This is a genomic window from Comamonas sp. SY3 (genome assembly GCF_041730275.1).
Classification (GTDB): domain Bacteria; phylum Pseudomonadota; class Gammaproteobacteria; order Burkholderiales; family Burkholderiaceae_C; genus Comamonas; species Comamonas sediminis.
Window position 1 is genome coordinate 55,901 of record NZ_JBGTYN010000002.1, and the last position, 25,724, is coordinate 81,624.

Below are 25,724 nucleotides of genomic sequence, written 5' to 3' on the forward strand. Positions count from 1 at the left end.
ATGAAGAAACACCTCGCATCCCTGCTGGCGCTCTTGGGCATTCATCAGCACCTGAGCGCCGAGCAAAAGCAAGACATCGCTGGCGCTGCCTTGTCGGTAAGCCCTGGCGCTGCCGCAACAGGTGTGTTCAAGGTTTGGGGGCTACCACTGAGCGATTGGCTTGTGGTGGCCTCGCTTGCGTTCATAGCACTGCAGGCCGGTTATTTGGTCTGGAAGTGGCGCAGCGACTACGAGCGCGCCCAACGTCGCCGCGCTGACCGTGAGCGGCTGATGGCGATGGCCAAGGTTCCCGTCGAGCCTGACACCGACCTGGGCCATCTATGACAAGCCGGGGCAAAGTCTGGGGCAGCCTGAGCGCGCTTGTCGCTGCTGTGGTGGTGGGCGTGCTGGGCGTTGAAGGCGGCTACGTCAATGACGCCAACGATGCAGGCGGCGAGACAAACCACGGCATCACCGTGGCAGTGGCGCGCGACAACGGCTACACCGGCCCGATGTCGAGCATGCCGGTGGAGAAGGCCATCGACATCTACGCCGAGTCGTACATCAAGGGGCCAAAGTTTGACCAGGTGCTGGCGCTTTCGCCTGCAGTGGGCACCAAGCTGACCGACATCGGGGTGAACGCCGGGCCAGGCCGCGCCGCGCGCTGGCTGCAGCAGTCCCTCAACGACCTGAGCCGTGGTGGCCGGGACTTCACCATGGTGGCCACCGATGGTGACATTGGTGCCCGCACGCTGGCCGCCTATGCCGCGCTGGAAAAGCGCCGGGGCCGGGTGAAGGCCTGCGAGCTGACGATCAAGCTGCTCGATGGCTACCAGGCCGCCCACTACTCCGCGCTTGCCAAGAGTGCCTCCAATGCCAGCTTCATGGTCGGATGGGTGGATCACCGGTTGGGCAATGTGCCGCTGGACCGTTGCGCCGAAAAGGTGGCGGGGGTGGTGGGGTGAGCCTCGCAACCATCACCCATGGCGCCGTGGCCATCTTGGCAGGCCTGCTGGTCTGGTTCTTCCAGGAGGCCCGCTTGGGTGCTGACCTGGCCGACGAGCGCCTGCAGGCGGGTCAGTTCCGCGAACAGGTCACCAGCGAGCGCAGCGCGGCCGACAAGCGCGTAGCCAAGGCCAGCGCCAGCGCGGCCGAAAAATACCAAGGAGCCCTGAATGCATCCCTCAAACGTGAGGCGCTGCAGCGCCTGGAGCTTGATGGCCTGCGCCGCGTCAATGACGGCCTGCGCGACCAAAACGCCGATGCCGCCCGCCGACTTGCCGCTGCTCCCCCCGCCGCCGTCCTTGAGTACGCCACTGCCCTCGGAGTCGTATTTGAAGACTGCCGCGCAGCGTATGGCGATATGGCAGCAAAGGCTGCAGGCCACGCAAGTGATGTCGTCACCGCCCACGACGCCTGGCCCAACTTCACCCCAGTGAAGGAATAGGGCATGGCCGCACAACGCCCAATGCCCCTCTACCAGTCCCGCAGCACAGTGCGGGCGCTCAAGATCAAAGCCGTCACCTACAGCCGCGAGCCCCTGGAGGGCGTGCCGCGCGGCGAAGCCTTCATCACGCCGGCCGATGGGCGCTATGCGCCCTTCTGGGTCAATGAGCCCTGGGCCATGAAGAACCGCCCCCAGCCGGGCGGCTATTTCGTGGTTCACCCAGACGGCCACCAATCTTTCTCACCCGCTGGCGCTTTTGAAAGCGGCCACTCACCTGTTTAAGCCATCTGGCCCGCGCCGGCCGGCTGCCGGATTGTTAGGAGAGACGATGACCTTTCTGAAAAAGCATTGGCAGATCGCTGCCGCCTTGGCGCTGATCGCCTTCATGTTCTTCTTTGGCTGGCGCCTGTTCGGCGCGGCTGCCAAAGCCATCGATCTGGGCGCCTTTGTGGTGCTGGGTGTGGGGCTGCTGCTGGTCCCCATCGCCGGCATGGGCGACGAGATTCTGCGCAAGCTCAAGGAGCAGGCCACGACCGTGACGAACGAGACGACCAAGGGGGTCGCTTCGGTGTCGTGGCCGAGCCCGCGAACGCACCGGCAAGAACTTGAGCTGGCTCTGGTCGGGCGCATGGGGGATCTGCCGCTTTGTGATCCAGCCATGGCGGGCAATCACGTCAAGACGATGCTGGATGCCCTGGAGGCTCCATCAACTGCAGCGTTAGCCGATGGCATCTTGAGCAGCTCCGGCTGCAAGGATGTGGACACCATCAAGCTGCCGGTGGTCGATGCTGGCGCCGATGCGCAGGAGCGCGAGATTCAAGCCAAGGGCTTGACCGCGCCGCGCGTGACCAAGGAAGACATCGAGGCTGAGATTACCCACGAGCACTATTTCACTGCAGCGCAGGGCGCGAATCACCCTGATGCGCACAACCCGCGTGACCATGGCGACGTGACTGCCAGCCTGGGCCGCCTGACCTTCTGCGTGCTCAAGCTGAAAAACGGCTTCACCGTCACGGGCGAGTCTGCGTGCGTGAGCGCCGAGAACTTTGATGCCCAGATCGGCCGCGACATCGCCCGCGCCAACGCCGTCGAGAAAATGTGGCTTCTGCTGGGCTTCCGCTTGGCCGACAAGCTGGCCGCCAGTTGATCGCCCAGCGCCAGCAGCAAAGCCCGCTACGGCGGGCTTTTTCGTACCTAAACCAGGCGCTGGTTCAGCACCTCGCAATGGGAATTTCGTCGATGTTGGTGGTGTAGCGGGGCGTGCGCCGCTCCTGACGCATGCGCCATCCGGCTTCATCCTGCGAGGCAAGGCCCGTGCTGGCAACGTGCACCGTGCCTTTGCCGAAGCGGCCGTTCACCCGATCCATGGCCTCCATGAGGCGGCTTTGATCCCGGCCAACGTCTGCGGCGGCGAGCAGGTCGTGCTGCTCATGGCGGCTTTCGGCAAGGTCCATCAGCATCACGCCGGCCTTGGCCAGGCGGAATCCAGGCTGGTAGATAGAGCGCATGCCGCCCAGCGCGGCGCGCACCAGTGCTTTTGTGTCGGAGGTGGGGGGAACGAGTTGGGTGGTGGTCTGCCCGTAGAACCTGGGCCCCGGCCGGAAGGGTGAGGTATGGGCGAAGACGTGCAGGGCGCCGGCGCGCAGATCCTGCTTGCGCAGCTTCTCGGCCGCGCGCGTGGCGAACTCGCTGACGGCTTCGAGCAGGGGCTCGAGCTCATTGATGCCATGGCCAAAGCTGCGCGTGCACGCAATCTGCTTCTTGGGCGGCGGTGCCAGCTCCATCGGTATGCAGCTGATGCCCTGCAGCTCGCGGACGGTGCGCTCGAGCACGACACCCCAGTTGCTGCGCACCATGGGCCCCGGCATGCGGGAGACATCAAGCGCGGTGACTATGCCGCGCTCTGCCAGCTGTACAGCGATCCGCCGGCCGATACCCCAGACATCGCCGGCCATGGTCCGGCGGAGCACATCCTCACGCATGGCGGGCGTCATCTCCTGCCAGTTGCATACGCGGGCCAGCTCAGCCGGGTAGCTGCCGGGCTTGCGCTCTGAATCTTTGGCCACATGGTTGCACAGCTTGGCCAGGGTCTTGGTAGGGGCCAGGCCGACGCAGCAGGGTATGCCAACCCATTGCAGGATGCGAGCACGCACTGACCAAGCCCGGCGGGTCAGGTCGCGCACACCGGCCAGGTCGCCGATGAATGATTCGTCGATGGAATAGATCTCCTGCCGGGGCCCCAGGCCGGCGGCCAGCGTCATCATGCGGTCGCTCATGTCGCCGTACAGCTCGAAGTTGGCCGACAGGCAAACCAACCCCTTGAGCTCGACCAGGTGCTGCAGCTGGAAGAAGGGCTGGCCCATCTTGACACCCAAGGCTTTGGCCTCATCCGATCGGGCGATGGCGCATCCGTCGTTGTTGCTCAGGACCACCACTGGCAGGCCCTGCAAGCTCGGCCGGAATACCCGCTCACAACTCACATAGAAGTTGTTGCCGTCGATGAGTGCATACATGGCTGCCTCACGCGAAGATCTTGATGCAGCTGGTGACCACGCCCCAGATCTCCAGGCTCTGGCCTTCCTTGGGTGTGATGTCTGGATAGGTGGGGTTGCCGGCCTTCAGCTTGACCATGCCGGCGGCCTTGAACAGCTTCTTGACCGTGAACTCCCCCTCGATCACGGCCACCACGATGCACCCGTGGCGGGCCTGGAGCGCCCGGTCGACCGCGACCAGGTCGCCATCATCGATGCCGAACTCGCGCATGGACGGTCCGGCCACCCGCAGCAGGTAGGTGGCCTGCGGGTGCTTGACGAGCAGCGCGCCAATGTCCAACCGGGTGACCGCGAAGTCTTCAGCAGGCGACGGGAAGCCAGCGCGCACAGACCCTTCGGCCCGCAGAATGGATAGCGGGGCAGCAGACACCAGGATGGGTGTGTTGGGGTGCAAAATACTGTGCATACATACAGTATATGCGATGCCGCCGCAGAAAGTGAAACGCCCGCAGGGCGGGCGTTTTAGGGGGGTTAGGAGCGCAGCGGGTCAGCAGTGGCGTCTGACTGGCGGTCGGTATTGTAAGCCCTTGAATTTTCTTGGATCAATTCGATCTTGTAGCCATCAGGATCGGTCACAAAAGCGATCACCGTGGTGCCGCCTTTCACAGGGCCGGCTTCGCGGGTGACATTGCCGCCATTGGCCTTGATCTTTTCGCAAGCGGCGTAAGCATCAGGCACGCCCAGCGCGATATGGCCATAGGCCGTGCCCAGGTCATAGCTCTCGGTGCCCCAGTTGTAGGTCAGCTCGATCTCGGCCTGGCCGGGGTTGCCGCCGTCATAGCCGACAAAGGCCAGCGAATACTTGTATTCGGGGTTTTCTGAGGTGCGCAGCAGGCGCATGCCCAGCACCTGGGTGTAGAAATCGATGGAGCGCTGGAGATTGCCAACGCGCAGCATGGTGTGCAAAAGACGCATGGGGTTTTCTTTCTTGTAAAGGCAGCGGCAGCGCTTGGCCGCCGCAGGGAAGAGGGCCGACCTTGTCGGTCTGTCCGGAACCATCTGAGTGTAGCGCTGCAACCAGCCGAGCCGCAGCCCACAAAGCACAACCCCTGCACGGGGCAGGGGTTGGAAGCAGAAGCGAGGCGGCGAGAATTACTCGACCTTCGCCTTTTCCCGCAGCTCTTGCTGGTACTTCTGGATTTGTTGCTGGCGCAGTTGCTGCTCGATCTGGGGTTTGACTTCCTCGAACTTGGGCAGCTGTGCTTCACGCACATCGTCCACGCGGATGATGTGGTAGCCGAACTGGGTCTTGACGGGGGTGTCCGTCATCTGGCCCTTCTTCAGCTTGGTCATGGCCTCGGAGAACTCAGGCACGTAGTTGGCTGCATTGCCCCAGTCCAGATCGCCACCGCGCTGGCCCGATCCAGGATCCTTGGATTCCTTCTTGGCCAGGTCTTCGAACTTGGCACCCTTCTTGATTTGGGCGATCAGCGCCTTGGCCTTGTCTTCGCTGTCCACCAGGATGTGGAAGGCATGGTATTCCTTGCCTTGGTTGGTGGCGACAAACTTGTCGTACTCGGCCTTGGCGGCAGCGTCAGAAATGGGGTGCGCCTTTTCGTAAGCGGCGAACAACTCCTGGGTCAGGATGCCTTGGCGAGCCAGCTCGACCTGGCCCTTGAAGGACTCGGTCGCATCCAGGCCTTGGGCCTTGGCAGCCTGGGCATAGATTTCGCGCTCGATGATGGCTTCCTTGATCTGGCCTTCTTGCTCGGCACTCACAGGGCGGCCGCTGCGTTCCATTTGTTCCTTGAAGGTCTTCAGCAGAGACGAAGGCACGGGCTTGCCATTGACAACGCCAATGTTCTGGGCCACTGCGGGCAGCGCGGCTGAACCAAGCAGGGCAGCTGCAACCAGACCGGACAAGAGCTGTTTTTTCATGCGAAATCCAAATTGTTTATCTGTGAAGGAAATATACACCAGTGATTTCATTGTTTTGGTGTATTCAGGACTTCAATGGCAAGGGCATGTAAACCCGCGTCAATGAATGCTTGGAGCGCATCATACACAAGCCGGTGCTGGGCAATGCGTGATGTGCCAGTAAATAAGGGTGAAGCGATGCGCAACCGAAAATGGGTGCCAAAACCGCTGCCATTGGCACCGGCATGGCCGGCGTGCAGACCGCTTTCATCGATCACCTCCAACTGGGTGGGTGAGAGTTTGTCGCGCAGCACCGCTTCAATGGCGGTGGCGGTAATGTCCTGGGCTTGCATAGAGGAAAGGCAAAGATGGGCGCGGGTGTGTCAGCGGCAGCCATAGCGTTCAGCGCGATGCGCTGCCGGCCAGCGCCCGCGGTTGTCAGGGCTGGTCTTCCGGGTTGTGCTGGATGTGGCGGCTCAGGTACATGGCCTGGCCGAGCACGAAGACCAGCATCAGGCCCAGACCACCGAACATCTTGAAGGTGACCCAGGTGTCCAGGTCAAACTGGTAGGCCACCCAGATGTTGATGATGCCCATGACGGTGAAAAAAATGGCCCAGCTGTAGTTGACCGTGTTCCAGACAGGCTGGGGCAGTTGCACCTGCGAGGACATCAGCTTTTGCATCAGGTTGCGGTTGAAGAACCACTGGCCGCCCAGCAAAACGGCTGCCATCACCCAGTACAAGACGGTGGGCTTCCACTTGATGAAGGCTTCGTCGTGAAAGAGCAGCGTGGCACCGCCAAACACCACGATCACGCCCAGGCTGATCCACTGCATCGGCTCCACCTTGCCGACCTTGAAATGCAGGTAGGCAATTTGCGCAATGGTCGCAGCAATGGCCACCCCGGTGGCCACGAACACCCCCCAGACCTTGAACGCTGCGAAAAACAGCAGGATGGGGAAAAAATCAATCAAAAATTTCATATCAGGCGATGCGGGCTGTGCACGGCGTAGCTGAAAGCGGAGCACGATGCGGACAAGAAGGCAGGGCTTTGGTGCTTGTGTTTTGTTGAGTAGCGCGTCTGCGGGCAAGCCGCCAATGATACGCGAGCGGTTTTGCCGCCAGCTTAAGCTGGACTGAAGCCCCCGCCACGCTTTGCAGCGCTGTCAGAGCGCGTGCTGCTGCCAAAGTTCCACACCGCGCAAGCGCAAGCCACAGGCGCCTGCTGCGCCCTGGGGTCATTCCTGCTTTTCAAAGTCCAGCGCGGCCGAGTTCATGCAGTAGCGCAGGCCGGTAGGCTGGGGGCCGTCCGGGAACACGTGGCCCAGATGGGCACCGCACTGGGCGCAGACCGTCTCGACCCGCACCATGCCATGGCTGCGGTCCACGTTTTCCTGGATTGCGCCGGGAATGGCTTCGGAGAAGCTGGGCCAGCCACAGCCAGCATCAAACTTGGTGCCGCTGTCAAACAGCTTGGCACCGCAACAGATGCAGTGGTAGCTGCCATCAGCCCAGTGGGCCTCGTACTTGCCGGTAAACGGGCGTTCGGTAGCGGCATGCCGGGTGACCTGGTAGGCCACTGGTTCGGCGTGTTTGGATGCGAGTTCGGCCTGCCATTGGGCATCCGATTTTTGGACAGGAAAGCTCATGATGAACAGCTGATTTCGATATGTTGCGCCCAGTCGGGCGGGAGGGCGGCCATGTCTTCGCAGCCCGGATGCTCCGCATATGGTGTCGCCAGCACGGTTTGCAAGCGGGCAAACGGTGCCCAGTCGCCCTGCTGGGCGGCGGTAATGGCTTGCTGGCCCAGGTGGTTGCGCAGCACATAGCGGGGATTGGCGGCAAACATGCGTGCGGCGGTGGCCGCCGCATCGCCGGGCTGCAGCAGCGCCTGGTACTGCTCACGCCAGGTCTCAAACGCGGCATCGCCATCGAACCAATGGGCCAGCGCCGGCAGGCTGTCATCGGCCACCGCTTGCGACAGCGCGCGCCAGAACAGGCTGTAGTCGGTGCGGTGCTGCTGCATCAGCGCCAGCAAGGGGTTGACCACGCCGGCCACGGCTTCGGGCGCCGTGCTGTGGGCAGGGTCAAGGCCCAGCTTGGCGCCCAGCGCGCGCTGCATCGCAGGCTCCAGCGCGGTTTTGTAGCGCTCCAACGCGGCCAGGGTGGTGGCTTCGTCGCCGATCAACGGCAGCAGCGCCTGGCCCAGGCAGAACAGGTTCCAGTACGCCACCTGCGGCTGGCGGGCAAAGGCATAGCGGCCGCCGGTATCGCTGTGGTTGCAGATGTGGTTGGCGTCGTAGTGGTCCAGAAACTGGAAGGGGCCGTAGTCGATCGTCAGGCCCAGGATGCTCATGTTGTCGGTGTTCATCACGCCATGGCAAAAGCCATGGGCCTGCCACAGCGCAATCATGCGTGCGGTGCGCTCGGCCACCTCAGCCAAAAACGCGGCATAGCGCTCGGCGCTGCCGCTGGCGTGTTGGGCAACATCCGGCATGTAGCGCTCCACCACATAGTCCGCCAGCTTGCGCAGGCTGTCCTGGTCATCGCGGGCCGCAAAATGCTCAAAATGGCCAAAGCGCACAAAACTGGGTGCTACGCGGGCGACGACGGCAGCGGTTTCCACGGTCTCGCGGTAAATCGGCTGCGGCGAGGTCACCAGCGACAGCGCTCGCGTGGTCGGCACGCCCAGGCCATGCATCGCTTCGCTGCACAGGTACTCGCGGATCGACGAGCGCAGCACCGCGCGCCCGTCTCCCATGCGGGAATAGGGCGTCTTGCCTGCGCCTTTGAGTTGCAGCTCCAGCCCCTGCGGGGCCGCCGGGGAGCGGATCTCACCCAGCAGTATGGCCCGGCCATCACCCAGCTGCCCGGCCCAGTGGCCAAACTGGTGGCCGCTGTAGACGCTGGCCAGCGCATCCATGCCCGGCAGCAACGCATTGCCGCCCAGCACCTCGGTGGCTTCGCTGCCCCTCAGCCATTCGGGGCGCAGGCCCATCTGCTGGGCGAGCGCGTCATTGCGGGCGTGCATCGCCAGCGCCGGCATCGGTGTGGGCTGCAGACGCGTATAGAAGACCGGGGGCAGACCGGCAAAGCCGTTGTGCCATTGGGCACCGGGCTGCAATGCAGAATCGGCTGCTGCAGGCGTGGATGCGGGGCCTGCGGCGGCAGCCGGGCGGGAAGACATGCTTGAATCCATGCAGCCATTGTCTGCCTTGCGGCTTTCCCCGGGTGGCGCTGTGTCTATATACCAAGTCTGGCTTCTTGGGCCGATCCAGTGCGGCGGCGCAACATTATTTGACCCTGCCCCGGGCGCAAAACCGCCGCACGCTGCGCTTTTGTCTCTGGTGGGCCGGGAGGGCACGGTATTATGTCGGCCTGAGTTCTACCGCTTGGTTCATCAGAAAAGATCCCTGGGCCATCCGGCACTTGCCCGGCATGCCTGGCCAGCCCTGTTTTGCGCGGGCCGGCCGGTGTGCGACAGCGCATCGCAGGTGATTGCCGCCCATCCAAGAGAAAACGAGCACTGTGCGCCTCAATTCCATCAAGCTTGCTGGCTTCAAATCGTTTGCGGAGCCCACCAATTTCATGCTGCCAGGGCAACTGGTGGGCGTGGTCGGCCCCAATGGCTGCGGCAAGTCCAACATCATGGATGCGGTGCGCTGGGTGCTGGGCGAGTCCAAGGCCAGTGAATTGCGCGGCGAGTCGATGCAGGATGTGATCTTCAATGGCACGACGCACCGCAAGCCGGCCAGCCGCTCCAGTGTGGAGCTGGTGTTTGACAACAGCGACCACCGCGCCGGCGGCCAGTGGAGCCAGTACACCGAAATCGCCGTCAAGCGGGTGCTCACGCGCGACGGCAGCAGCAGCTATTTCATCAACAACATGCCGGTGCGCCGGCGCGATGTGCAGGATGTGTTCCTGGGCACCGGCCTGGGCCCGCGTGCCTACGCGATCATCGGCCAGGGCACCATCAGCCGCATCATCGAGTCGCGCCCCGAGGAGCTGCGCCTGTTCCTGGAAGAAGCAGCCGGCGTCTCCAAGTACAAGGAGCGCCGCCGCGAGACCGAAAACCGCCTCAACGACACGCGCGAAAACCTGACCCGGGTCGAAGACATTCTGCGTGAGCTCAATGCCAACCTCGACAAGCTGGAAAAGCAGGCCGAGGTAGCCGCCAAATACAACGCGCTCAATGCCAGCGCCACCCTGAAGCAGCACCAGCTGTGGTTCCTCAAGCGCAGCGATGCCGAGCAAGAGCAGGAGAAGGTGCGCATCGAGGGCCTCAAGGCCGTCAATGACCTGGAGTCGCGCCTGGCCGACCTGCGCCATGTCGAGGCGGACCTGGAAACCATCCGCCAATCGCACTATGCCGCCGGCGACACGGTCAACCAGGCGCAGGGCAAGCTGTACGAAGCCACCGCTGAAGTAGGCCGGTTGGAGGCCGAAATCCGCTATGTCGTCGAAGGCCGCCAGAGGGTGGAGAACCGCCTGGTGCAACTGGCCGAGCAGATTGCGCAGTGGACGATACGCAAGGACGAGTCCGAGGCCGAGCTGGAAAACCTGGCTGGTCAGGGTATGGATGCGGAAGAGCGCGCCGAGATGCTGGCGGCGCAGCTTGAAGAGCAAAACCTGCAACTGCCCGATATGGAGGAAGCGCTGCGCCTGGCCCAGCAGCGCGCCAATGAGCAGCGCAGCTCCGTCACCCAGGTGCAGCAGCAGATCCAGGTGCTGGCCGCCGAGCAGCGCAGCCTGAACGAACAAAGCCGTGGCCTGGAGGTACGCAGCGAGCGCCTGCGCAGCGACCGCAATGCGATGGCCGCGCCCGACGAGACCCGCCTGGCCAACCTGCAGCAGCAAAACGAGGAAGCCGCCGAGGCCGCCGAGATCGCCGAAGGGCGGCTGCTGGAGCTGCAGGACAGTGTGCCCCAGCTCGACGAAGCGCGGCGCAGCAAGCAGCAGCAGGTGAACCAGGAAGGCGCCAAGCAGGCCGATCTGTCGGCGCGGCTCGATGCCCTCAAGGCGCTGCAGGAAAAGGTCAAGACCGACGGCAAGCTGCAGCCCTGGCTGGCCAAGCATGGGCTCGATGGCCTGCAAGGCCTGTGGAGCCGCATCCAGGTGGAGCCGGGCTGGGAAAACGCACTGGAAGCTGCACTGCGCGAGCGGCTGGCGGCATTGGAAGTCAGCCGCTTGGATATGGTGCGCGGATTCTTGGGCGCCGGTGCCCAGGATGCACCGCCGGCGCGCCTGGCCTTTTACAGCGTGCCGCAAGCACCAGCCGCTGCCCCTGCGGGCAAACTGGCGCAGCTGTCCGACCTGCTGCGTGTGCATGATGCCGGCCTGCGTGCCGTGCTGGTCGACTGGCTCTGCGGCTGCTACACCTGCCCGAGCCTGGACGAGGCGCTGGCCCAGCGCAGCCGTCTGCAGGCCGGCGAAACCATTTTTGTGCCGACCGGCCACTCCGTCAGCCTGCACAGCGTGAGCTTTTATGCGCAGGACTCCGAGCAGTCCGGCATGCTGGCACGGGCCCAGGAAATCGAGCATCTGGAAAAGGAGCTGCGCGCCCAATCGCTGATCGGCGAAGAGGCGCGCAACGCGCTGGTGCGTGCCGAGAGCGCCTATGCCGATGCCTCTCAGCGCCTGGTGGCGGTGCGTGCGGAGGCTGCCCAGACCCGCAACCGTGCCCATGAGCTGCAGGTGGAGACCTTGCGCCTGACCCAGTTGGCCGAGCAGGCCCGGGCCCGCGCGGCCCAGATCGATACCGACCTGGGCGAAGTGGTGCAGCAGCTCGAAGAGATCCAGGAGCGCCGGATTGCGGCCGAGGCCCGCTTTGAAGAGCTGGACATGCAGCTGGCCGACAGCCAGGAGCGCCATGCCCAGCTCGATGAAACCGTCTACGAGTCCGAGCGCAAGCTGGCCAGCGCCCGCGAGCAGCTGCGCGCGCTCGAGCGCCAGTCGCAGGAAGCGGTGTTTGGTCAGCGCAGCATGGAAGCGCGCCGCGCCGAGCTCCACCGAACGATGGAAACGGCGATGCAGCAGGCCAAGGCGCTCGGAGACGAACAGCTGCGCGCGCAGGAAGAGCAAAAACGCCTCAATGACGCGGCAGCGCAGGGGGGTCTGCAGGATGCGCTGAACCTCAAGATGGAGCGCGAAAAGGACCTGGCCGCACGCCGCAGCGAATACGATGACCTGACGGCCCGGCTGCGCAGCAGCGATGAGCGCCGCCAGCAGTTTGAGCGCGAGCTGCAGCCGCTGCGCGACCGCATCACCGAGTTCAAGCTCAAGGAGCAGGCCGCGCAACTGGGCCTGGAGCAGTACACGACTTTGCTGCAGGAGGCCCAGGCGGATCTGCAGGTCATCGCCGCGTCGGTCAAGGATGGGCAGGTGCGCCTGACCGGTCTGCAGGGCGACATCGACCGCCTGCACCGCGAGATCGAAGCGCTGGGTGCCGTCAACCTGGCTGCCCTGGATGAGTTGAACCATGCCCGCGAGCGCAAGACCTTCCTCGACTCGCAGATGGAAGACCTGACCCAGGCCATGACGACCCTGGAAGACGCCATCAAGAAGATCGATGCCGAAACCCGGCAACTGCTCTCCGGCACCTTCGACACCGTCAACAGCCACTTCGGCCGCATGTTCCCGGAGCTGTTTGGTGGCGGGCAGGCCAAGCTGATCATCACCGGCGACGAGATTCTGGACTCGGGTGTGCAGGTGATGGCGCAGCCGCCCGGCAAGAAGAACCAGACCATCCACCTGCTCTCTGGCGGCGAGAAAGCGCTGACCGCGATTGCGCTGGTGTTCGCGATCTTCCAGCTCAACCCGGCGCCCTTCTGTCTGCTCGATGAGGTGGACGCGCCGCTGGACGATGCCAACACCGAGCGCTACGCCAAGCTGGTCGCCTCGATGAGCCGGGGCACGCAGTTCCTCTTCATCAGCCACAACAAGATCGCGATGGAGATCGCGCAGCAACTGATTGGTGTGACAATGCAGGAGCAGGGCGTCTCGCGCATTGTGGCTGTGGATATGGAGTCTGCGTTGTCGATGGCGGATTCGGCGTGATAGATTTTTAGAACGAAAACGTATGAGTAATTTTCAACTGGCGTTGGTGATCACCTTTGGGGTCATTCTGGTTTTGTACATCGCCTACAACACCTGGTCGGCGCGCCGCAACGAGCCCAAGAAACCCCGGCCCGAGGAGCCCGGCCAGAGCGGCGACTCCGAGCTGCGCTACGAACCCGGCTTTGATGGCCGTGCCGCATCGGCAGCCACCGGTGACCCGGTCCTCGACGCCCAACTGGGCGGCCAGGGCCCCCGCCTGAGCGGTCACAGCGCCGATGCCTTTGGTGCAGGCGCGGTGGCGCGCAGCGGCAACCCTGGCACCTTTCTGGGCGACCGCCAGCAGATTCTCGATCCCCTCACTGATGCGATTGCCACCATTCATACGGACGGCATTGTCTCGGGCAATGCCGCGATTGCGGCGATGCCCAGCAGCTTTCGCGCAGGCAACAAGGCCTTCAACATCGAGGGCCTGAATGAAACCAGCCAGACCTGGGAGCTGCCGCGCGCCGGTGCCCGCTACACCGGTTTTCAGGCCGGCGTGCAGCTGGCCAACCGCCATGGCCCGATGAACGAGATCGAGTTTTCCGAATTCGTCACCAAGGTCCAGCAGTTTGCCGACAGTATCGGTGCGGCGTACGACACGCCCGACATGCTGCAGGAAGTGGCCCGCGCCCGCGAGCTCGACGCCTTTGCGAGCGAGCATGATGCGCAGCTGGCCTTCATGCTGCGCGCCAAGCGCGCCTCCTGGAGTCCCGGCTATGTGGCCCAGGTGGCGGCCAAGCATGGCTTTGTGCCGGCAGGCCCTGGCCGCATGGTGATGCCCTCGGGCATCGAGCAGATGCCCGCGATCCTGGCGCTGACCTACGACGCGCAGGCGGCACTGGCCGACGACCCGGAGGCCAGCGCCTTGCGCGATGTGCTGCTGAGCCTGGATGTACCGCATGTGGCCCGCAGCGAAAAGCCTTTCGACAAGATGCGCGCCGCCGCCGAAGCGCTTTGCGCAGAGATGGACGGCGTCATCTGCGACCAGAATGGCACGCCGCTGCCGATCATGGTGGTCGACCCGATCGCGCAGGATCTGGAGAACCTTTACGACCAGCTCGAACTGCGCGATCTGGCCGCCGGCTCGCTGGCCGCACGGCGCCTTTTCAGCTAAGCCGCGTACCTTTTTTCGCAAAGGCTGCCGGTGCAGCCTTTTTGCATTCTGGCTGCTGCTGTTTACGCGATGGCGATGCGGCTTTGGCCGTATAGTCGCAGGCATCAGACCAGGCAGGGCCCCGCGCTTTGCCAGATTTTCGGAGTCAAGCCACATGGCTGAGAATATTGATCTTTTTGCCTCGCCCGCCAGCGGTACCCCGCAGGATGCTGCTGCCGAGGTGCAGGCCTTGCGCGCGCAACTGGTGCAGTGGGCGCATGAATACTATGTGCAAGACGCGCCCACGGTGCCCGATGGCGAGTATGACCGGGTCTACCAGCGGCTCGAAGCGCTGGAAAAGGCCCACCCCGAGTTGCACAGTCCGGACTCGCCCACGCAGCGTGTGATCGGCGCCATTCTCGAGGGGCTGACCCCGGTTCGCCATGCGGTGCCGATGCTGAGCATCCGCACCGAAACCGACAATGAAGCCAGCGGCGCGCAAGCCTTCGATGCGCGCATCCGCAAGGAGCTGGGCCTGGACCCCGGTGACCCGCCGGTCGAGTATGTGGCCGAGCCCAAATTTGATGGCCTGGCGATGAACCTGCGCTACGAGGCGGGGCGCCTGGTGCAGGCCACCACGCGCGGCGATGGTGAAGTGGGCGAGGACGTCACCCACAATATCCGCACCATCCGCCAGATACCGCTGCAGCTGCGCGCCGATGCCGCGGTGCCGCCGGTGCTGGAAGTGCGCGGCGAGGTGTATATGCGCCGCGATGATTTTGATGCCCTCAACCGCAAGCAGGAGGCCGCTGGGGGCAAGACCTTTGTCAACCCGCGCAATGCGGCAGCCGGCGCAGTGCGCCAACTCGATTCGAACATCACCGCCCAGCGCCCGCTGTCCTTCTTTGCCTATGGCCTGGGCGAGGTCACGCCGGTGGCCCAAGGCGGCATGCAGTGGGACAGCCACTACGCGATGCTGATGCAGCTGCGCGCCTGGGGCTTTCCGGTCGCGCCCCAGGTCTGTGTGGCCAAGGGCGCCGACGAGCTGGTTGCGTTTCACCAGCGCATGGGCGCCGAGCGTGCCAACCTGGGCTACGAGATCGACGGTGTGGTCTACAAGGTCAACAGCCGCGCGCTGCAGCTGGAGCTGGGCTTTGTCAGCCGCGAGCCGCGCTGGGCCGTGGCCCATAAGTACCCGGCCCAGGAGATGGTCACGCGTCTGGAGGGCATTGAGGTCCAGGTGGGCCGCACCGGTAAGCTCACGCCAGTGGCCCGGTTGGCGCCCGTGTTTGTCGGTGGCGTCACCGTCACCAATGCCACCTTGTCCAATGTGTTCGACATCCGCAAGAAAGGGGTGCGCGTTGGTGACGACGTCATCGTGCGCCGCGCCGGGGATGTGATTCCGGAGGTCGCCGGACGGGTGCCTGGCGTGCGCCCGCAGTATGTGCCCAATTTCTCGATGCCCAGCCAATGCCCGGTCTGCGGCAGCGACGTGGTGCGCGAGAAAGGCGAGGCCAACCACCGATGCACCGGTGGCCTGTTCTGCGTGGCGCAGCGCAAGGAGGCGATCCTGCACTACGCGCACCGCCGCGCGATGGATATCGAAGGCCTGGGCGACAAGCTGGTCGATCAGCTGGTGGACAGCGGTGTGATCCGCAGCCTGCCCGACCTCTACAAACTGGGTATTGCGACTTTGTCAGGCCTGGAGCGCATGGCAGAGAAGTCCGCACAGAATGTGCTGGCCGCGCTGGAGTCGTCGAAGAAAACCACACTGGCGCGCTTTGTGTTTGGCCTGGGCATCCGCCATGTGGGCGAATCCACCGCCAAGGACATGGCCAAGCACTTTGGCATGCTGGACGCGATCATGGATGCGTCGGTCGAAGAGCTGCTGCAGGTGAATGACGTGGGGCCGGTGGTGGCCAACAGCCTGCACACCTTTTTTGCGCAGCCACACAACCGCGAAGTGGTTGAGCAGCTGCGCGCTGCGGGCGTGCACTGGGACGAAGCGGTGCCTGCCGAAAAGCCCGCGCAGATCCTGGCCGGCATGACGGTGGTGCTGACCGGCACGCTGCCCACCATGGGCCGTGATGAGGCCAAGGACCTGCTGGAAGCTGCAGGCGCCAAGGTCTCTGGCTCGGTCAGCAAGAAGACCCATTACCTGGTGGCCGGCGCCGATGCCGGCAGCAAACTGAGCAAGGCGCAGGAGCTGGGAGTGACCGTGCTGGACGAGGCTGCGATGCTGCGGCTTTTGCAAAATGGAGCGCCTTGAGTTGCCGGAAGGTTGGAGCGCGATGGCGCTGCACTGGCTTGCTATCTCGCGCCACACGGAGCAGGGATAGGGACATTCTCCGACATCGGCGCCTGCCAGATGTCAATACGATGAAAAACGCCAGTGGCTGCCATCCGGCGGCCCTGCTTTTTTTATGCAGAGGAGATGCCGTGAGCTATACCCTGAGACAAGTTCAGACCTTGCTGACCAAGCCGGAGCTGGAGCTGTTCCAAGCCAGCCGTGCCAATGCGATCAAGGAGCTGACCGAGCGTCAGCTCAGCAGCAAAATCACCCGCACCCGTACCTTGCGCGCCAAGTACCGCGATCTCTACCAGCGCCAGACGGTGAAAACCCAGAAAGGGCCAGCGGCTGCGCGTCGGCCCGCGGGCAATGACAACAACCGCACCGAAGTGAAGGCCGATGTCATGCAGGAGGTGCTGGGCCGTTTCGAAGAGCGCCTCGCCAAGGTACAGGCCGATGCCACGAAAGCGGCTGCCAAGACCGCCGCTGTGAAAACTAGCAAGCCCGCGCCCGCAAAGAGCGCTGCCAAAAAGCCCGCTGCTGCGGCCAAGACAACCGCAGCAGCTGCTCCCCGCAAGAAAGCGGCCAAGTCCGCCACCAAGGCATCCCCTGCCGAGGCGGTCAAAGCCGCTGCAGTGAAGAAAGCCAGCGGCGCTCGCAAGGCTGCCTCCAAGGCCGCTGTGAAGAAAACCGCCTCGTCGTCTGCGGCTCCAGCCAAAGCGTCAAAGACCGCAGCGAACACTCCGAAAGTGGCCGGCAACGCAACGGCTGCAGCACAAGGGGCCGTGCCCACGACACAACCAGCAGCGGCCAGCCGGGGCAACCCCATCAAAGCCAAGCCGGTCAACAAGAAGATCCAGGCCAGTGGCCAGTCCCGCACCCAGGCGGCGCAGGCCAAGCGCGACAGCCGCTGACCGCACACACGAGCGATGAAAAGGCCGTACCTCCTGCGCAGGGGGTACGGCCTTTTTAGGGGGTTCCGACGGGGGGGCATGGGCCCGGCGGGCCCTGCGCTCGTCAGCGTCAGGGTTTCTGTTTTTTGGCAGGCGCACTGGGGGCGGCTGCAGGTTGCTGTGCTTTGGCATACGCTTTAGCCATCATCTCGCGCAGCATGGCCGAACTCGATTGCTGCATCATGCGGTTGATGTCGGCTTGCTTGTTTTGCATCAGCTGGGCGTGGGGCGACTGGGGTCCCTGGTCCAGCAGCGATTGCAGCTGCGCTTCGTTGAAATTCTGCGCATAGGCGGTAGCCAGCTGCGTGTCCCAGCGCTTTTGGTAGTCCGCCGCGACCGAGCGCGTGGCAGCAATCATGGCCTGGCCGGCCTGCTGCTGGCCCATCTTGTCGATCAAGGCCTGGTATTCGGGCGACTTGGCAGCAATCTGCAAGCCCACTTGGGGCAGGCTGTGGCCTAGCTTGTATTTCTCGACCAGCGCCAGTGCCAGGTCTTGCAGTTTGGCGGCGTGCGCGAGACTGGGCAGCCAGGCGCTGCCGGCCGCCACGGCGGGCAGGAGCAGGCCGCCAAGCAGGCGGCGTCGGGCCGAGGAGGTGCGGGCAAAGTAAGAGGTCATGGGAGGCACTTGAGTCAGGAAACGGTCGGGACAGCGGAGGCTTCGGCCGGCTGGGGCGGTACCAAGGGGCCGGGCGGCGTTTCCAGATCGATCACATGGATGCCGAATGCACCGCGCCTGCGGTCTTCGAAATAGCGCTGCAGGGTGACCTTGACGGTGCGAAAGGCAATATCGTCCCAGGGAATGTCGGTTTCGCTGAAAAGACGGGCCTCCATGGTTTCCCAGCCGGGGTTGAATGTGGTGCTTTGGAGCTGTGCCAGATAGAACAGATGCACTTGCCCGACATGCGGCACGTTGACCAGCGAGAACAGCGGGCCCATCGTGATGTCGGCGCCAGCTTCTTCCTCGGTCTCGCGCTCGGCGCCCTGGCCGGTGGTTTCGTCCAGCTCCATAAAGCCGGCTGGCAAGGTCCAGTAGCCTTTGCGCGGTTCAATATTGCGCAGACACAGCAGCACCTTGTCATCCATGTATGGAATGGTACCCACCACGTTCAGCGGATTTTCGTAATGGACGGTATGGCAGGCCGGGCAGATCGCGCGGATCTTGGTATCGCCGTCATCGGGCAGGCGGTGCTCAACCTTGGTGCCGCAGCGGCGGCAATAATCAACGGGGGCGCGAGAGGTCATGCGGTCTATTGTGCGTCAAGCCCGCGTTGCTCGCGGCAACGGGCGAAAAAAAGCGCCACCGCAGTGGGTGGCGCGTTGTCCTGGTATTACACCAGCTCGATTTTCAACGCGGGCAGGCCGGTCACGCCGCCCTCCAGCACATCGCCCTTGACCACGGCGGCCACGCCTTCAGGCGTGCCGGTGAAGATCAGGTCGCCGGCTTGCAGCTCCCAGGCTTGCGAGATCACTTCGATGGTCTCGGCAATGTTCCAGATCAGCTTTTGCACATTGCTGTGCTGGCGCTCCACACCATTGACCTTCAGCCAGATGTCGGCGTTGTTGATATCGCCGGCCTGGGCGGCGGGCACCAGCGCTGCAATCGGCGCGCTGCCTTCAAAGGCCTTGCCGATCTCCCAGGGGCGGCCCTGCTTTTTCATGTCGTTTTGCAGGTCGCGGCGGGTCATGTCCAGTCCGACGCCATAGCCCCAGATATGCGCAGCCGCATCGGCTGCAGCAATGTTCTTGCCGCCCTTGCCGATGGCCACCACCAGCTCGATCTCGTGGTGCAGGTTGCTGGTGAGCTTTGGGTAGGCGATCTGGCCGGTGCTGCCGGTGGCGACAGGCACCACCGCATCGGCGGGCTTCATGAAGAAGAAGGGCGCCTCACGGCCGGTAAAGCCCATTTCCTTGGCATGATCTTCATAGTTGCGGCCCACGCAGTAGACGCGGCGCACGGGGAACAGCTGGTCGCTGCCTTGGACAGGCACGCTCGTTGGCGCGGCTGGGGGAATGACGTATTGGCTCATGCTGGACTTTGGTTGGAGGCGGAGAAATACCGCCCGGTTGAAGCGGTGCCAAAAATTATGCGGCAAAACACCTTGCTTTGCAGGCTCTCCGCACGGGCTGTTGCTGGTCTTGGCATGCCAGACAGCGACAGCTGTCATGCCGGCGACTGGCTCATTCGCGGCCGCAGCGCCCTGCGTTATGCTCGGTCGCCATGAAGCTGCACAATTATTTCCGCTCCTCTGCCTCCTACCGGGTGCGCATTGCGATGCAGGCCAAGGGCCTGGCCTATGACTACCTGCCGGTGCACCTGGTCAAGGCTGAGCACCGCGAGCCCGCCTTTGCCAGCCATGTTGGCGATGCGCTGGTGCCGGCGCTCGAGACCGATGATGGACTGTGGTTGAACCAGTCGCTGGCGGTGATCGAGTGGCTGGACGAAACTTACCCGCAGACCCCCTCGATGCTGCCAGGCGATGCGCTGGCGCGTGCCCGCATCCGCGCTCTGGCGCTGCAGGTGGCCTGCGAGATCCATCCGATCAACAACCTGCGGGTGCTGGCCTACCTGACGGGCGAGCTGGGCCACAGCGATGCGGAAAAAGCCCAGTGGTACCAGCACTGGTGCCGCACCGGGCTGGAGGCCTTTGAGCGCCAACTGGTGCTGCTGGCGGCCGAGCGCCAGGCGCAGGGCCTGGCGCCATCGCGTTTTTGCTGGGGCGACAGCCTGACCATGGCCGACTGCGCGCTGGTCCCACAGATCTTCAATGCGCAGCGCTTCAAGGTCAGCCTCGATGGTCTGCCGCTGACCATGGCGGCCTATGACACTGCCTTCGCGACCGATGCGGTGCAACAAGCCCAGCCCGGCGTATGCCCGGATGCCCAGCCATGAGCGCCGTTGACCGTTCCCGTTTTCCGGCAGACTGGCTGCTGCCCCAGTGGCCCACGCCACCCGGCGTGTTTGCGCTGTGTACGACCCGCCAGGGCGGTACCAGTGAAGGCCTGTTCGGCACCACCAACCTGAGCTTCAATGTGGGCGATGTGCCCGCCCATGTGCAGAACAACAGGCAATTGCTGGCCGAGGCCATGCAGGCACTGGAGATGCAGGCAGGCCGCGGTGCAGACAACGCGCCCCCTCGCCAGCCGGTGTTTGTGCGCCAGGTGCACGGCACCCATGTGCAGGTGCTGGGCGAGGGCGGCGGGAATGAACAGCCGGCCGATGCCAGTGTCAGCGATGTGCCGGGTCTGGGTTGCACCGTGATGGCGGCCGATTGCCTGCCCGTGTTGTTCTGCCACCAGCAGCTGCCGGTGGTGGGCGCCGCCCATGCTGGTTGGCGCGGTTTGCTGGGGCAGGGCGGCCTGGGGGTGCTGGAGAACTGTTTTGCGGCATACGCTGATCGCGTGCGGCTGCAAGCGGGCCAGGCGGGCCTGAGCGATGCGCAGATTGCCGCGCAGACCATCGCCTGGCTGGGTCCTTGCATCAGCCAGCCAGCCTTTGAGGTGGGGGCCGAGGTGCGGGCCGCCTTTGTGGATGCGGATCCGGATTGCGGGCCGCTGTTTGCCCCCGGCAAACCGGGCAAGTTTTTTGCAAACCTGAGCGGTCTGGCGCGCCACCGGCTGCAGCGCATGGGGCTGGCCGAGCTGTTTGGCAACGACGGCAGCCAGGACTGGTGCACCGTCGCCAACCCAGAGCGCTTTTTCTCGCACCGCCGCGATGGATCGCCGACCGGAGGCACCGGCCGTTTTGCCGCTTGCATTTGGGTGGCCTAGGTGCGGGCATCTGAGGCGGTTGATTTTTAAAGTACCCGGTTTTAACAATGGGTGCTTCTCGCATCTTCAATGTGCCTGGTATGCAGTCTAATCTACTCATTTATTTAATAAAGAGTAGAATATGCAGCATGACTACCCCTTTGATGGCCACCTTGGTGGCAGCCCGTAAAGCCCAGCAACTGACCCAGGCCCAACTGGCCGAGCAGGCGGGGCTGTCGCGCATGGCGGTGCAGCGCACCGAAACGGGTGATGTGGACCCGCGCTACTCGACGGTGGCCGAGATGGCCCGGGTGCTGGGCATGCAGCTGGTGGCCGTGCCGGCGGATCTGCTGCCCGCGCTGCAGGCCTTTATCCAGTCGGGCGGCAAGTTTTTAGGGCAGCCCACCGGTGCGGAAGCGCCTCCTTCGGTGGTGGACAGCCTGGCGGGCCGCCATCCCTGACGCCTGTCTGAGCGCAAGCGGGGCACGCAATGAGCACTTCCATCCGCTACCTGCGTCTGTACATGCATCTGCCTGCCAGCATGGGCGGCGGGCGGCGGGCGATTGGTTATCTGTCCCAGTACGGCGACATCTTGCGGGTCTCGTTCGAGGACAGCTATATCGCCGACCCCCAGCGGCCCCTGTTGTCGCTCAGCTACCAGGGTGCCAGCGAAGCCGATACCCAGCGCATCCTGCGTGCCGCGCGTGACGCCCGGCTCGTGCGTACCGATGGGCGCTGGCCGGTCTACTTTCAGAACCTGTTGCCCGAGGGCCATAACCGCCAGCGCCTGGCCGCTGAGCGGGGCTGCTCGCCCGATGATGAGTTTGAACTGCTGGCCGCTGCCGGCCACGACCTGATGGGCGCGCTGGAAGTGGAGCCGGTGCCGCGCGACGAAGCCATCCCGGACGTCGTGCGCCACTGGCATACCTCGCAAGGCCTGGATGTGCTCGAACCCGGTTTTGTCGAGTTTCCGGTGGCCGATGCCGCATCGCTGCCGGGCATCGTCACCAAGTTCAGCGCGGTGCAAGACGGCCGGCGCTACACGGTGCGCCGCCGGGGCGCGGCCGGCAGTGTGATCCTGAAGCTCCCCAGCACCCAGCATCCCGATCTGGTTGCCAACGAGTACAGCTGCTACCAGCTGTGCCAGGCCGTGGGGCTGACGACGGCTGACGCGCAGATCATCAGCCGCGCCCAGGCCGATCTGCCCGAACACCTGCCGTTTGACGAGATCTTGGCCGTGCAGCGCTTTGACCACCTGCCCGACGGCTCCCGTGTGCACATGGAGGAGTTCAACCAGGCCCTGGGCTATGCACCACGCCACAAGTATGGCAAGGGCCTGCAGCAGGACTGGCCGACGATGCTGCGCGTTCTCGATCGCCTCAGCCCCCAGCCGGTGGCCGACACGCGCGAGTTCCTGGCCCGTACCGTGGCGGCCATCCTGATGGGCAACACCGACGCCCACCTGAAGAACTGGGCGCTCGTGTACCCCGATGGGCGGCGGCCGCGCCTGGCGCCGGTCTACGACTGTGTCTGCGTCGCCGCCTTCTTTGAGGGCTCGGCGCCGCAGCAGTACGCCGTCAACAAGGCCATTGACAGCAGCATGCGGGCGCTGCGCTGGGACGATGTGGCGGCACTGCTGAAGACCGCCGGTCTTCTGCGGGTGCCGCGCCATATCAGCCTGCTCAAGGAGGTGGTGCAGCAGGCGCAGAGCAGCTGGCCCGCGTTGCTGGCCCAGGCACCGGCAGGCATGGCCGGCGTGGTGCAGCAGCGGTTGCGCGGCGGGGTCGCTATCGCCGCGCTCTAATGCGGCAGCGGGCGTATTGCCCGACGGGCTGTCGCTTGTATGTCAGGGTTTGCCCCAGGATGGCGCGCAAAAGCGGTATGCTCCACGCTTGCCTGTTGCTGGAGCCTGTGCTGTGCTGCCCTTTGAAGTCGAAATCCCCTTTGTCAATCACCTGGGCTTTAGCTTGCACCGCTGGGAGAACGGCGAGGCGGAACTGCATTACCAGGCCCGGCCCGAACACCTCAACAGCTATGAGGTGACGCATGGCGGGGCCTCGATGACCTTGCTCGATGTGACGATGGCCCATGCGGCGCGCAGTGCCATCCCTGGCAGCGGCGCAGTCACGATCGAGATGAAGACCAGCTTCATGGCACCGGCCAAAGGCGCGTTGGTGGCCAAGGGCAAGCTGCTCTCGCGCAGCAGCCGCATGGCCTTTTGTGAGGCCTGGCTGTATGACGAGCAGGGCGCGTTGTGCAGCCACGCCACGGGTACCTTCAAATATGTGATGCCGGAGGTCGTGCAGTCCTTGCAGGCGGCCAAAAAGCAGATCAAGACGGATTGATTCTCGCGCTCGCGCAATGCTGCGCTGTAGCGCAGCTGGGCCTGTGGCCACTGTCGCCAGGCCTTTGATAGATGGACAGAACATGCCAAAGCCTTCTTCGACGGTAGACCAGCTGAGCTGGTCCTTCCAGCCCTTTTCGGCCCTCACTCTGCAGCAGCTGTATGACCTGCTGCATGTGCGCTGCCAGGTCTTTATTGCCGAGCAGGTCGCCTTCCAGGACCTGGACTACAAGGACCAGGACGCCTGGCACCTGCTGGGGCGTGATGCGCAAGGCGTGCTGCAAGCCTATGTCCGGGTGCTGCCCCCGGGCCTGGCCTATGCAGAGCCTTCGATTGGCCGCGTAGCCGTCATGCAGGCCATGCGCGGCACCGGCGCTGGCTGGGAGCTGATGCGCCACGCGATGGCGGAGACGGACCGTCTCTGGCCCGGTTCGGCCATCCGTATTGGCGCGCAGGCCTATTTGCAAAAGTTCTACGAAGGCTGCGGATTCGAGGTTGTCTCCGAGCCCTATCTGGAAGATGGCATTGCCCACCTGACCATGCTCTACCCGGGCAAGAGCCAGGCCGTGGAAAGCGCCGCTTTATGACAAGCAGGCAGCCCAAAATGGGGATGATTCGCCATGGCTGAGGCCGGCATGCAACCGGCCTCGCTGAACCAGGGCCTGCCGATGCCGGAGCGCCGTCTGGCAATGCTGGTCATCGTGCTGGGCCTGATTGTGGCCGTCCTCGATGGCAGCATCATGAACCTGGCGCTGCCCACGGTCGCCAAGGAGTTGCAGGCATCGCCCGCCGAGGCGATCTGGATCATCAATGCCTACCAGCTGGGTACCCTGGGCCTGCTGCTGCCCTTGGCTGCGCTGGGCGAGCGCATTGGCTACCGCAAGGTCTACCTGGTGGGCCTTGTCTGTTTTACCCTGGCATCGGCCGTGGCCATGCTGGCCCAATCGCTGTGGCTGCTGATTGCGGCGCGTGGCTTGCAAGGCATGGGCGCGGCCGGGGTGATGGCCGTCAACGCCGCACTGGTGCGCTTGACCTACCCAGCTGCCAAGCTGGGCAAGGGCATGGCGCTCAACTCGCTGGTCGTCGCGATTTCATCGGTGGCCGGCCCCGGCGTTGCGGCGCTGATTCTGTCGGTGGCCAGCTGGCCCTGGCTGTTTGCCATCAATGTGCCGCTGGGCATTCTGACCTTGTGGCTGGGCCGCAAGGCCTTGCCCCGCAACCCGCAGCAGTTGCTGGATGCGCCTCATGCCAAGCTGACGCCGATTGATGTGGTGCTGAATTTTGCGATGTTCTCGCTGGTGTTCCTGGGCGCCGAGCGCATCGGCGCACGCCATGACGTGCAGTCGGGTGGTTCTGCCGCATCGGGCTGGCTCATGCTGGGCTTGGGCTTGCTGCTGGGCGCTTGGTATGTGCTGCGCCAGCGCAAGCTGAGCCTGCCTCTGCTGCCGCTGGACTTGCTGCGCATTCCTGTTTTTGCGCTGTCGATGGGCGCATCGATTGGCGCATTTGCCGCGCAGATGCTGTCCTTTATCGCACTGCCTTTCTTGCTGCTGGATGCGCTGCAGCGCAGCCATTTTGCGGCGGGCATGCTGATGACGGCCTGGTCGGTCGCCATCGTGGTGGTGGCACCGTTGGCTGGCCGGCTGATTGGCCGGGTGCAAGACGGTCTGCTGGGCGGCATCGGCATGGCGATTTTGGCGCTGGGCCTGCTGAGCCTGGCGCTGCTGCCGGTGGACCCGAGCGATCTGAACATCGGTTGGCGCATGGCCTTGTGCGGCCTGGGCTTTGGGCTGTTCCAGTCGCCCAACAACCACACTATTGTGACCTCGGCTCCGCTGGCCCGTGCCGGCGCTGCCAGCGGCATGCTGGGCACCGCACGGCTGACCGGGCAATCGCTGGGCGCTGTGCTGGTGGCCATCATCTTTACCTTGTGGCCGGTGGCCAGCGGCCATGGCACGACGGTGGCGCTGTACCTGGCGGCAGGCTTTGCCGCCATGTCGGGGGTGTTCAGCAGTCTGCGGCTGCGGCATTCCGCCCACTAAGGCGCGCTGGGCGGCGGTGGAGGAGGGGCCTGTTGCGCCTCGGCTTCCGCGCGGTGGCGCATGCGGCGCCGCGCGGGCGTGCCGGCAATGAACAGCAGCAAGCCCAGCGGCAGTGCGCCATACAGCAGCAACGTGAAAATGGCGCCCAGCAGGCTGCCATGCGGGCTGGCCGCTTCAACCACAGCCATCAGCACCACCACATAAAGCCAGGCTATCGCTATCAGGTACATGCCCTGGAATTTACCCGAACTTGCCCCCCCTCCAGCACACGGCTGCCATTTTTTGCGCCTAAGATGCACAGACGCCTACGCGCAGCGTGGC

28 protein-coding genes are annotated in these 25,724 nt (G+C 64.2%); 16 read left to right on the forward strand and 12 right to left on the reverse strand.

From position 1 onward, the window contains the following. Genes ACCQ08_RS03290 through ACCQ08_RS03310 form a run of 5 tightly spaced genes read left to right on the forward strand, consistent with a single transcriptional unit; the run spans position 1 to position 2,573 of the window. Positions 1 to 324: a hypothetical protein gene (locus tag ACCQ08_RS03290; protein ID WP_373448889.1), complete on the forward strand. Its 324-nt coding sequence runs from the start codon at positions 1 to 3 to the stop codon at positions 322 to 324. Next, a complete protein-coding gene (locus ACCQ08_RS03295; RefSeq protein WP_373448890.1) occupies positions 321 to 944 on the forward strand; it encodes a glycoside hydrolase family 108 protein in 624 nt (207 codons plus the stop codon). The genes ACCQ08_RS03290 and ACCQ08_RS03295 overlap by 4 nt, the downstream gene beginning before the upstream one ends. Next, a complete protein-coding gene (locus tag ACCQ08_RS03300) occupies positions 941 to 1,426 on the forward strand; it encodes a hypothetical protein (RefSeq protein ID WP_373448891.1) in 486 nt (161 codons plus the stop codon). Before ACCQ08_RS03295 ends, ACCQ08_RS03300 begins: the two co-directional genes overlap by 4 nt. A 3-nt stretch (positions 1,427 to 1,429) precedes the next feature. Continuing rightward, positions 1,430 to 1,708 (forward strand): hypothetical protein, encoded by a 279-nt coding sequence (locus ACCQ08_RS03305; RefSeq protein ID WP_373448892.1) that lies wholly within the window; start codon positions 1,430 to 1,432, stop codon positions 1,706 to 1,708. A gap of 46 nt (positions 1,709 to 1,754) precedes the next feature. Then, positions 1,755 to 2,573: a Gp49 family protein gene (locus tag ACCQ08_RS03310; RefSeq protein ID WP_373448893.1), complete on the forward strand. Its 819-nt coding sequence runs from the start codon at positions 1,755 to 1,757 to the stop codon at positions 2,571 to 2,573. Between the two features lie 64 nt (positions 2,574 to 2,637). Here the strand turns inward: ACCQ08_RS03310 and ACCQ08_RS03315 are convergent, their stop codons facing one another. From ACCQ08_RS03315 to ACCQ08_RS03350, 8 genes are all read right to left on the reverse strand, one after another. Next, the gene (locus ACCQ08_RS03315) at positions 2,638 to 3,939 is read right to left on the reverse strand and encodes a Y-family DNA polymerase (protein ID WP_373448894.1); all 1,302 of its coding nucleotides are present in this window, start codon (positions 3,937 to 3,939) and stop codon (positions 2,638 to 2,640) included. A gap of 7 nt (positions 3,940 to 3,946) precedes the next feature. Beyond that, positions 3,947 to 4,384: a LexA family protein gene (locus ACCQ08_RS03320; RefSeq protein ID WP_373448895.1), complete on the reverse strand. Its 438-nt coding sequence runs from the start codon at positions 4,382 to 4,384 to the stop codon at positions 3,947 to 3,949. A 65-nt stretch (positions 4,385 to 4,449) separates the two neighbouring features. Next, a complete protein-coding gene (gloA, locus tag ACCQ08_RS03325; protein ID WP_373448896.1) occupies positions 4,450 to 4,893 on the reverse strand; it encodes a lactoylglutathione lyase in 444 nt (147 codons plus the stop codon). 177 nt (positions 4,894 to 5,070) lie between these two features. Further along, positions 5,071 to 5,856, reverse strand: coding sequence for a peptidylprolyl isomerase (locus ACCQ08_RS03330; RefSeq protein ID WP_239811937.1), 786 nt, complete (start codon positions 5,854 to 5,856; stop codon positions 5,071 to 5,073). A gap of 47 nt (positions 5,857 to 5,903) precedes the next feature. Next, positions 5,904 to 6,188, reverse strand: coding sequence for a BolA family transcriptional regulator (locus ACCQ08_RS03335; RefSeq protein ID WP_230777223.1), 285 nt, complete (start codon positions 6,186 to 6,188; stop codon positions 5,904 to 5,906). Positions 6,189 to 6,273: 85 nt separating this feature from the next. Continuing rightward, entirely contained in the window at positions 6,274 to 6,819 is a 546-nt protein-coding gene (locus ACCQ08_RS03340; protein ID WP_239811939.1) for a septation protein A, read from the reverse strand. Between the two features lie 255 nt (positions 6,820 to 7,074). Next, a complete protein-coding gene (msrB, locus tag ACCQ08_RS03345) occupies positions 7,075 to 7,485 on the reverse strand; it encodes a peptide-methionine (R)-S-oxide reductase MsrB (protein WP_373448897.1) in 411 nt (136 codons plus the stop codon). Beyond that, complete coding sequence (locus tag ACCQ08_RS03350) at positions 7,482 to 9,023, reverse strand: YdiU family protein (protein WP_373448898.1); 1,542 nt, start codon at positions 9,021 to 9,023, stop codon at positions 7,482 to 7,484. Before ACCQ08_RS03350 ends, msrB begins: the two co-directional genes overlap by 4 nt. 341 nt (positions 9,024 to 9,364) lie before the next feature. On the opposite strand from ACCQ08_RS03350, the gene smc reads away from it, so the two are divergent. The 4 genes from smc (at position 9,365) to ACCQ08_RS03370 (ending at position 17,231) form a co-directional block, all read left to right on the forward strand. Then, positions 9,365 to 12,892 (forward strand): chromosome segregation protein SMC, encoded by a 3,528-nt coding sequence (gene smc, locus ACCQ08_RS03355; RefSeq protein WP_373448899.1) that lies wholly within the window; start codon positions 9,365 to 9,367, stop codon positions 12,890 to 12,892. A gap of 22 nt (positions 12,893 to 12,914) precedes the next feature. Continuing rightward, entirely contained in the window at positions 12,915 to 14,048 is a 1,134-nt protein-coding gene (locus ACCQ08_RS03360; RefSeq protein WP_239811943.1) for a cell division protein ZipA C-terminal FtsZ-binding domain-containing protein, read from the forward strand. 154 nt (positions 14,049 to 14,202) lie between these two features. Beyond that, positions 14,203 to 16,296 carry an NAD-dependent DNA ligase LigA gene (gene ligA / locus ACCQ08_RS03365; RefSeq protein ID WP_373448900.1) on the forward strand — a complete coding sequence of 698 codons (2,094 nt, stop codon included), beginning with the start codon at positions 14,203 to 14,205 and terminating at the stop codon, positions 16,294 to 16,296. Positions 16,297 to 16,466: 170 nt separating this feature from the next. After that, positions 16,467 to 17,231, forward strand: coding sequence for a hypothetical protein (locus tag ACCQ08_RS03370; RefSeq protein WP_369459308.1), 765 nt, complete (start codon positions 16,467 to 16,469; stop codon positions 17,229 to 17,231). Positions 17,232 to 17,340: 109 nt separating this feature from the next. Here ACCQ08_RS03370 and ACCQ08_RS03375 read toward each other — a convergent pair whose 3' ends face one another. The 3 genes from ACCQ08_RS03375 to ACCQ08_RS03385 form a co-directional block, all read right to left on the reverse strand. Further along, on the reverse strand, positions 17,341 to 17,886 hold the full coding sequence (locus ACCQ08_RS03375; protein ID WP_373448901.1) for a hypothetical protein: 546 nt from the start codon (positions 17,884 to 17,886) through the stop codon (positions 17,341 to 17,343). Positions 17,887 to 17,900: 14 nt separating this feature from the next. Continuing rightward, entirely contained in the window at positions 17,901 to 18,512 is a 612-nt protein-coding gene (locus ACCQ08_RS03380) for an NUDIX hydrolase (RefSeq protein WP_373448902.1), read from the reverse strand. A gap of 86 nt (positions 18,513 to 18,598) precedes the next feature. Beyond that, a complete protein-coding gene (locus tag ACCQ08_RS03385; protein WP_373448903.1) occupies positions 18,599 to 19,297 on the reverse strand; it encodes a fumarylacetoacetate hydrolase family protein in 699 nt (232 codons plus the stop codon). A gap of 191 nt (positions 19,298 to 19,488) precedes the next feature. On the opposite strand from ACCQ08_RS03385, the gene maiA reads away from it, so the two are divergent. The 7 genes from maiA (at position 19,489) to ACCQ08_RS03420 (ending at position 25,403) form a co-directional block, all read left to right on the forward strand. Beyond that, on the forward strand, positions 19,489 to 20,160 hold the full coding sequence (maiA, locus tag ACCQ08_RS03390) for a maleylacetoacetate isomerase (RefSeq protein WP_312409077.1): 672 nt from the start codon (positions 19,489 to 19,491) through the stop codon (positions 20,158 to 20,160). Then, positions 20,157 to 21,038, forward strand: coding sequence for a polyphenol oxidase family protein (locus ACCQ08_RS03395; RefSeq protein WP_373448904.1), 882 nt, complete (start codon positions 20,157 to 20,159; stop codon positions 21,036 to 21,038). The genes maiA and ACCQ08_RS03395 overlap by 4 nt, the downstream gene beginning before the upstream one ends. Before the next feature lie 128 nt (positions 21,039 to 21,166). Next, the gene (locus tag ACCQ08_RS03400) at positions 21,167 to 21,478 is read left to right on the forward strand and encodes a helix-turn-helix transcriptional regulator (RefSeq protein WP_312835791.1); all 312 of its coding nucleotides are present in this window, start codon (positions 21,167 to 21,169) and stop codon (positions 21,476 to 21,478) included. A gap of 29 nt (positions 21,479 to 21,507) precedes the next feature. After that, positions 21,508 to 22,821, forward strand: a complete 1,314-nt coding sequence (locus ACCQ08_RS03405) for a type II toxin-antitoxin system HipA family toxin (RefSeq protein WP_373448905.1) — start codon at positions 21,508 to 21,510, stop codon at positions 22,819 to 22,821. A gap of 112 nt (positions 22,822 to 22,933) precedes the next feature. Further along, the gene (locus tag ACCQ08_RS03410; RefSeq protein ID WP_239811953.1) at positions 22,934 to 23,362 is read left to right on the forward strand and encodes a PaaI family thioesterase; all 429 of its coding nucleotides are present in this window, start codon (positions 22,934 to 22,936) and stop codon (positions 23,360 to 23,362) included. Positions 23,363 to 23,444: 82 nt separating this feature from the next. Continuing rightward, positions 23,445 to 23,948, forward strand: a complete 504-nt coding sequence (locus ACCQ08_RS03415) for a GNAT family N-acetyltransferase (protein WP_369459305.1) — start codon at positions 23,445 to 23,447, stop codon at positions 23,946 to 23,948. Between the two features lie 33 nt (positions 23,949 to 23,981). Then, positions 23,982 to 25,403 (forward strand): MFS transporter, encoded by a 1,422-nt coding sequence (locus ACCQ08_RS03420; protein ID WP_312835794.1) that lies wholly within the window; start codon positions 23,982 to 23,984, stop codon positions 25,401 to 25,403. Here the strand turns inward: ACCQ08_RS03420 and ACCQ08_RS03425 are convergent. Continuing rightward, positions 25,400 to 25,633, reverse strand: coding sequence for a hypothetical protein (locus ACCQ08_RS03425; protein WP_312835795.1), 234 nt, complete (start codon positions 25,631 to 25,633; stop codon positions 25,400 to 25,402). The genes ACCQ08_RS03420 and ACCQ08_RS03425 overlap by 4 nt on opposite strands. Between the last annotated feature and the right edge of the window lie 91 nt (positions 25,634 to 25,724).

What these genes read in the sequence shown, in the direction of transcription:
- ACCQ08_RS03290 (WP_373448889.1), top strand. Translation starts at nt 1, where the DNA reads ATGAAGAAACACCTCGCATCCCTGCTGGCGCTCTTGGGCATTCATCAG.
- ACCQ08_RS03295 (WP_373448890.1), top strand. Translation starts at nt 321, where the DNA reads ATGACAAGCCGGGGCAAAGTCTGGGGCAGCCTGAGCGCGCTTGTCGCT.
- ACCQ08_RS03305 (WP_373448892.1), top strand. Translation starts at nt 1,430, where the DNA reads ATGGCCGCACAACGCCCAATGCCCCTCTACCAGTCCCGCAGCACAGTG.
- ACCQ08_RS03310 (WP_373448893.1), top strand. Translation starts at nt 1,755, where the DNA reads ATGACCTTTCTGAAAAAGCATTGGCAGATCGCTGCCGCCTTGGCGCTG.
- ACCQ08_RS03315 (WP_373448894.1), bottom strand. Translation starts at nt 3,939, where the DNA reads ATGTATGCACTCATCGACGGCAACAACTTCTATGTGAGTTGTGAGCGG.
- ACCQ08_RS03320 (WP_373448895.1), bottom strand. Translation starts at nt 4,384, where the DNA reads ATGCACAGTATTTTGCACCCCAACACACCCATCCTGGTGTCTGCTGCC.
- gloA (WP_373448896.1), bottom strand. Translation starts at nt 4,893, where the DNA reads ATGCGTCTTTTGCACACCATGCTGCGCGTTGGCAATCTCCAGCGCTCC.
- ACCQ08_RS03330 (WP_239811937.1), bottom strand. Translation starts at nt 5,856, where the DNA reads ATGAAAAAACAGCTCTTGTCCGGTCTGGTTGCAGCTGCCCTGCTTGGT.
- ACCQ08_RS03335 (WP_230777223.1), bottom strand. Translation starts at nt 6,188, where the DNA reads ATGCAAGCCCAGGACATTACCGCCACCGCCATTGAAGCGGTGCTGCGC.
- ACCQ08_RS03340 (WP_239811939.1), bottom strand. Translation starts at nt 6,819, where the DNA reads ATGAAATTTTTGATTGATTTTTTCCCCATCCTGCTGTTTTTCGCAGCG.
- msrB (WP_373448897.1), bottom strand. Translation starts at nt 7,485, where the DNA reads ATGAGCTTTCCTGTCCAAAAATCGGATGCCCAATGGCAGGCCGAACTC.
- ACCQ08_RS03350 (WP_373448898.1), bottom strand. Translation starts at nt 9,023, where the DNA reads ATGTCTTCCCGCCCGGCTGCCGCCGCAGGCCCCGCATCCACGCCTGCA.
- ACCQ08_RS03360 (WP_239811943.1), top strand. Translation starts at nt 12,915, where the DNA reads ATGAGTAATTTTCAACTGGCGTTGGTGATCACCTTTGGGGTCATTCTG.
- ligA (WP_373448900.1), top strand. Translation starts at nt 14,203, where the DNA reads ATGGCTGAGAATATTGATCTTTTTGCCTCGCCCGCCAGCGGTACCCCG.
- ACCQ08_RS03375 (WP_373448901.1), bottom strand. Translation starts at nt 17,886, where the DNA reads ATGACCTCTTACTTTGCCCGCACCTCCTCGGCCCGACGCCGCCTGCTT.
- ACCQ08_RS03380 (WP_373448902.1), bottom strand. Translation starts at nt 18,512, where the DNA reads ATGACCTCTCGCGCCCCCGTTGATTATTGCCGCCGCTGCGGCACCAAG.
- ACCQ08_RS03385 (WP_373448903.1), bottom strand. Translation starts at nt 19,297, where the DNA reads ATGAGCCAATACGTCATTCCCCCAGCCGCGCCAACGAGCGTGCCTGTC.
- maiA (WP_312409077.1), top strand. Translation starts at nt 19,489, where the DNA reads ATGAAGCTGCACAATTATTTCCGCTCCTCTGCCTCCTACCGGGTGCGC.
- ACCQ08_RS03395 (WP_373448904.1), top strand. Translation starts at nt 20,157, where the DNA reads ATGAGCGCCGTTGACCGTTCCCGTTTTCCGGCAGACTGGCTGCTGCCC.
- ACCQ08_RS03400 (WP_312835791.1), top strand. Translation starts at nt 21,167, where the DNA reads ATGACTACCCCTTTGATGGCCACCTTGGTGGCAGCCCGTAAAGCCCAG.
- ACCQ08_RS03405 (WP_373448905.1), top strand. Translation starts at nt 21,508, where the DNA reads ATGAGCACTTCCATCCGCTACCTGCGTCTGTACATGCATCTGCCTGCC.
- ACCQ08_RS03415 (WP_369459305.1), top strand. Translation starts at nt 23,445, where the DNA reads ATGCCAAAGCCTTCTTCGACGGTAGACCAGCTGAGCTGGTCCTTCCAG.
- ACCQ08_RS03420 (WP_312835794.1), top strand. Translation starts at nt 23,982, where the DNA reads ATGGCTGAGGCCGGCATGCAACCGGCCTCGCTGAACCAGGGCCTGCCG.
- ACCQ08_RS03425 (WP_312835795.1), bottom strand. Translation starts at nt 25,633, where the DNA reads ATGTACCTGATAGCGATAGCCTGGCTTTATGTGGTGGTGCTGATGGCT.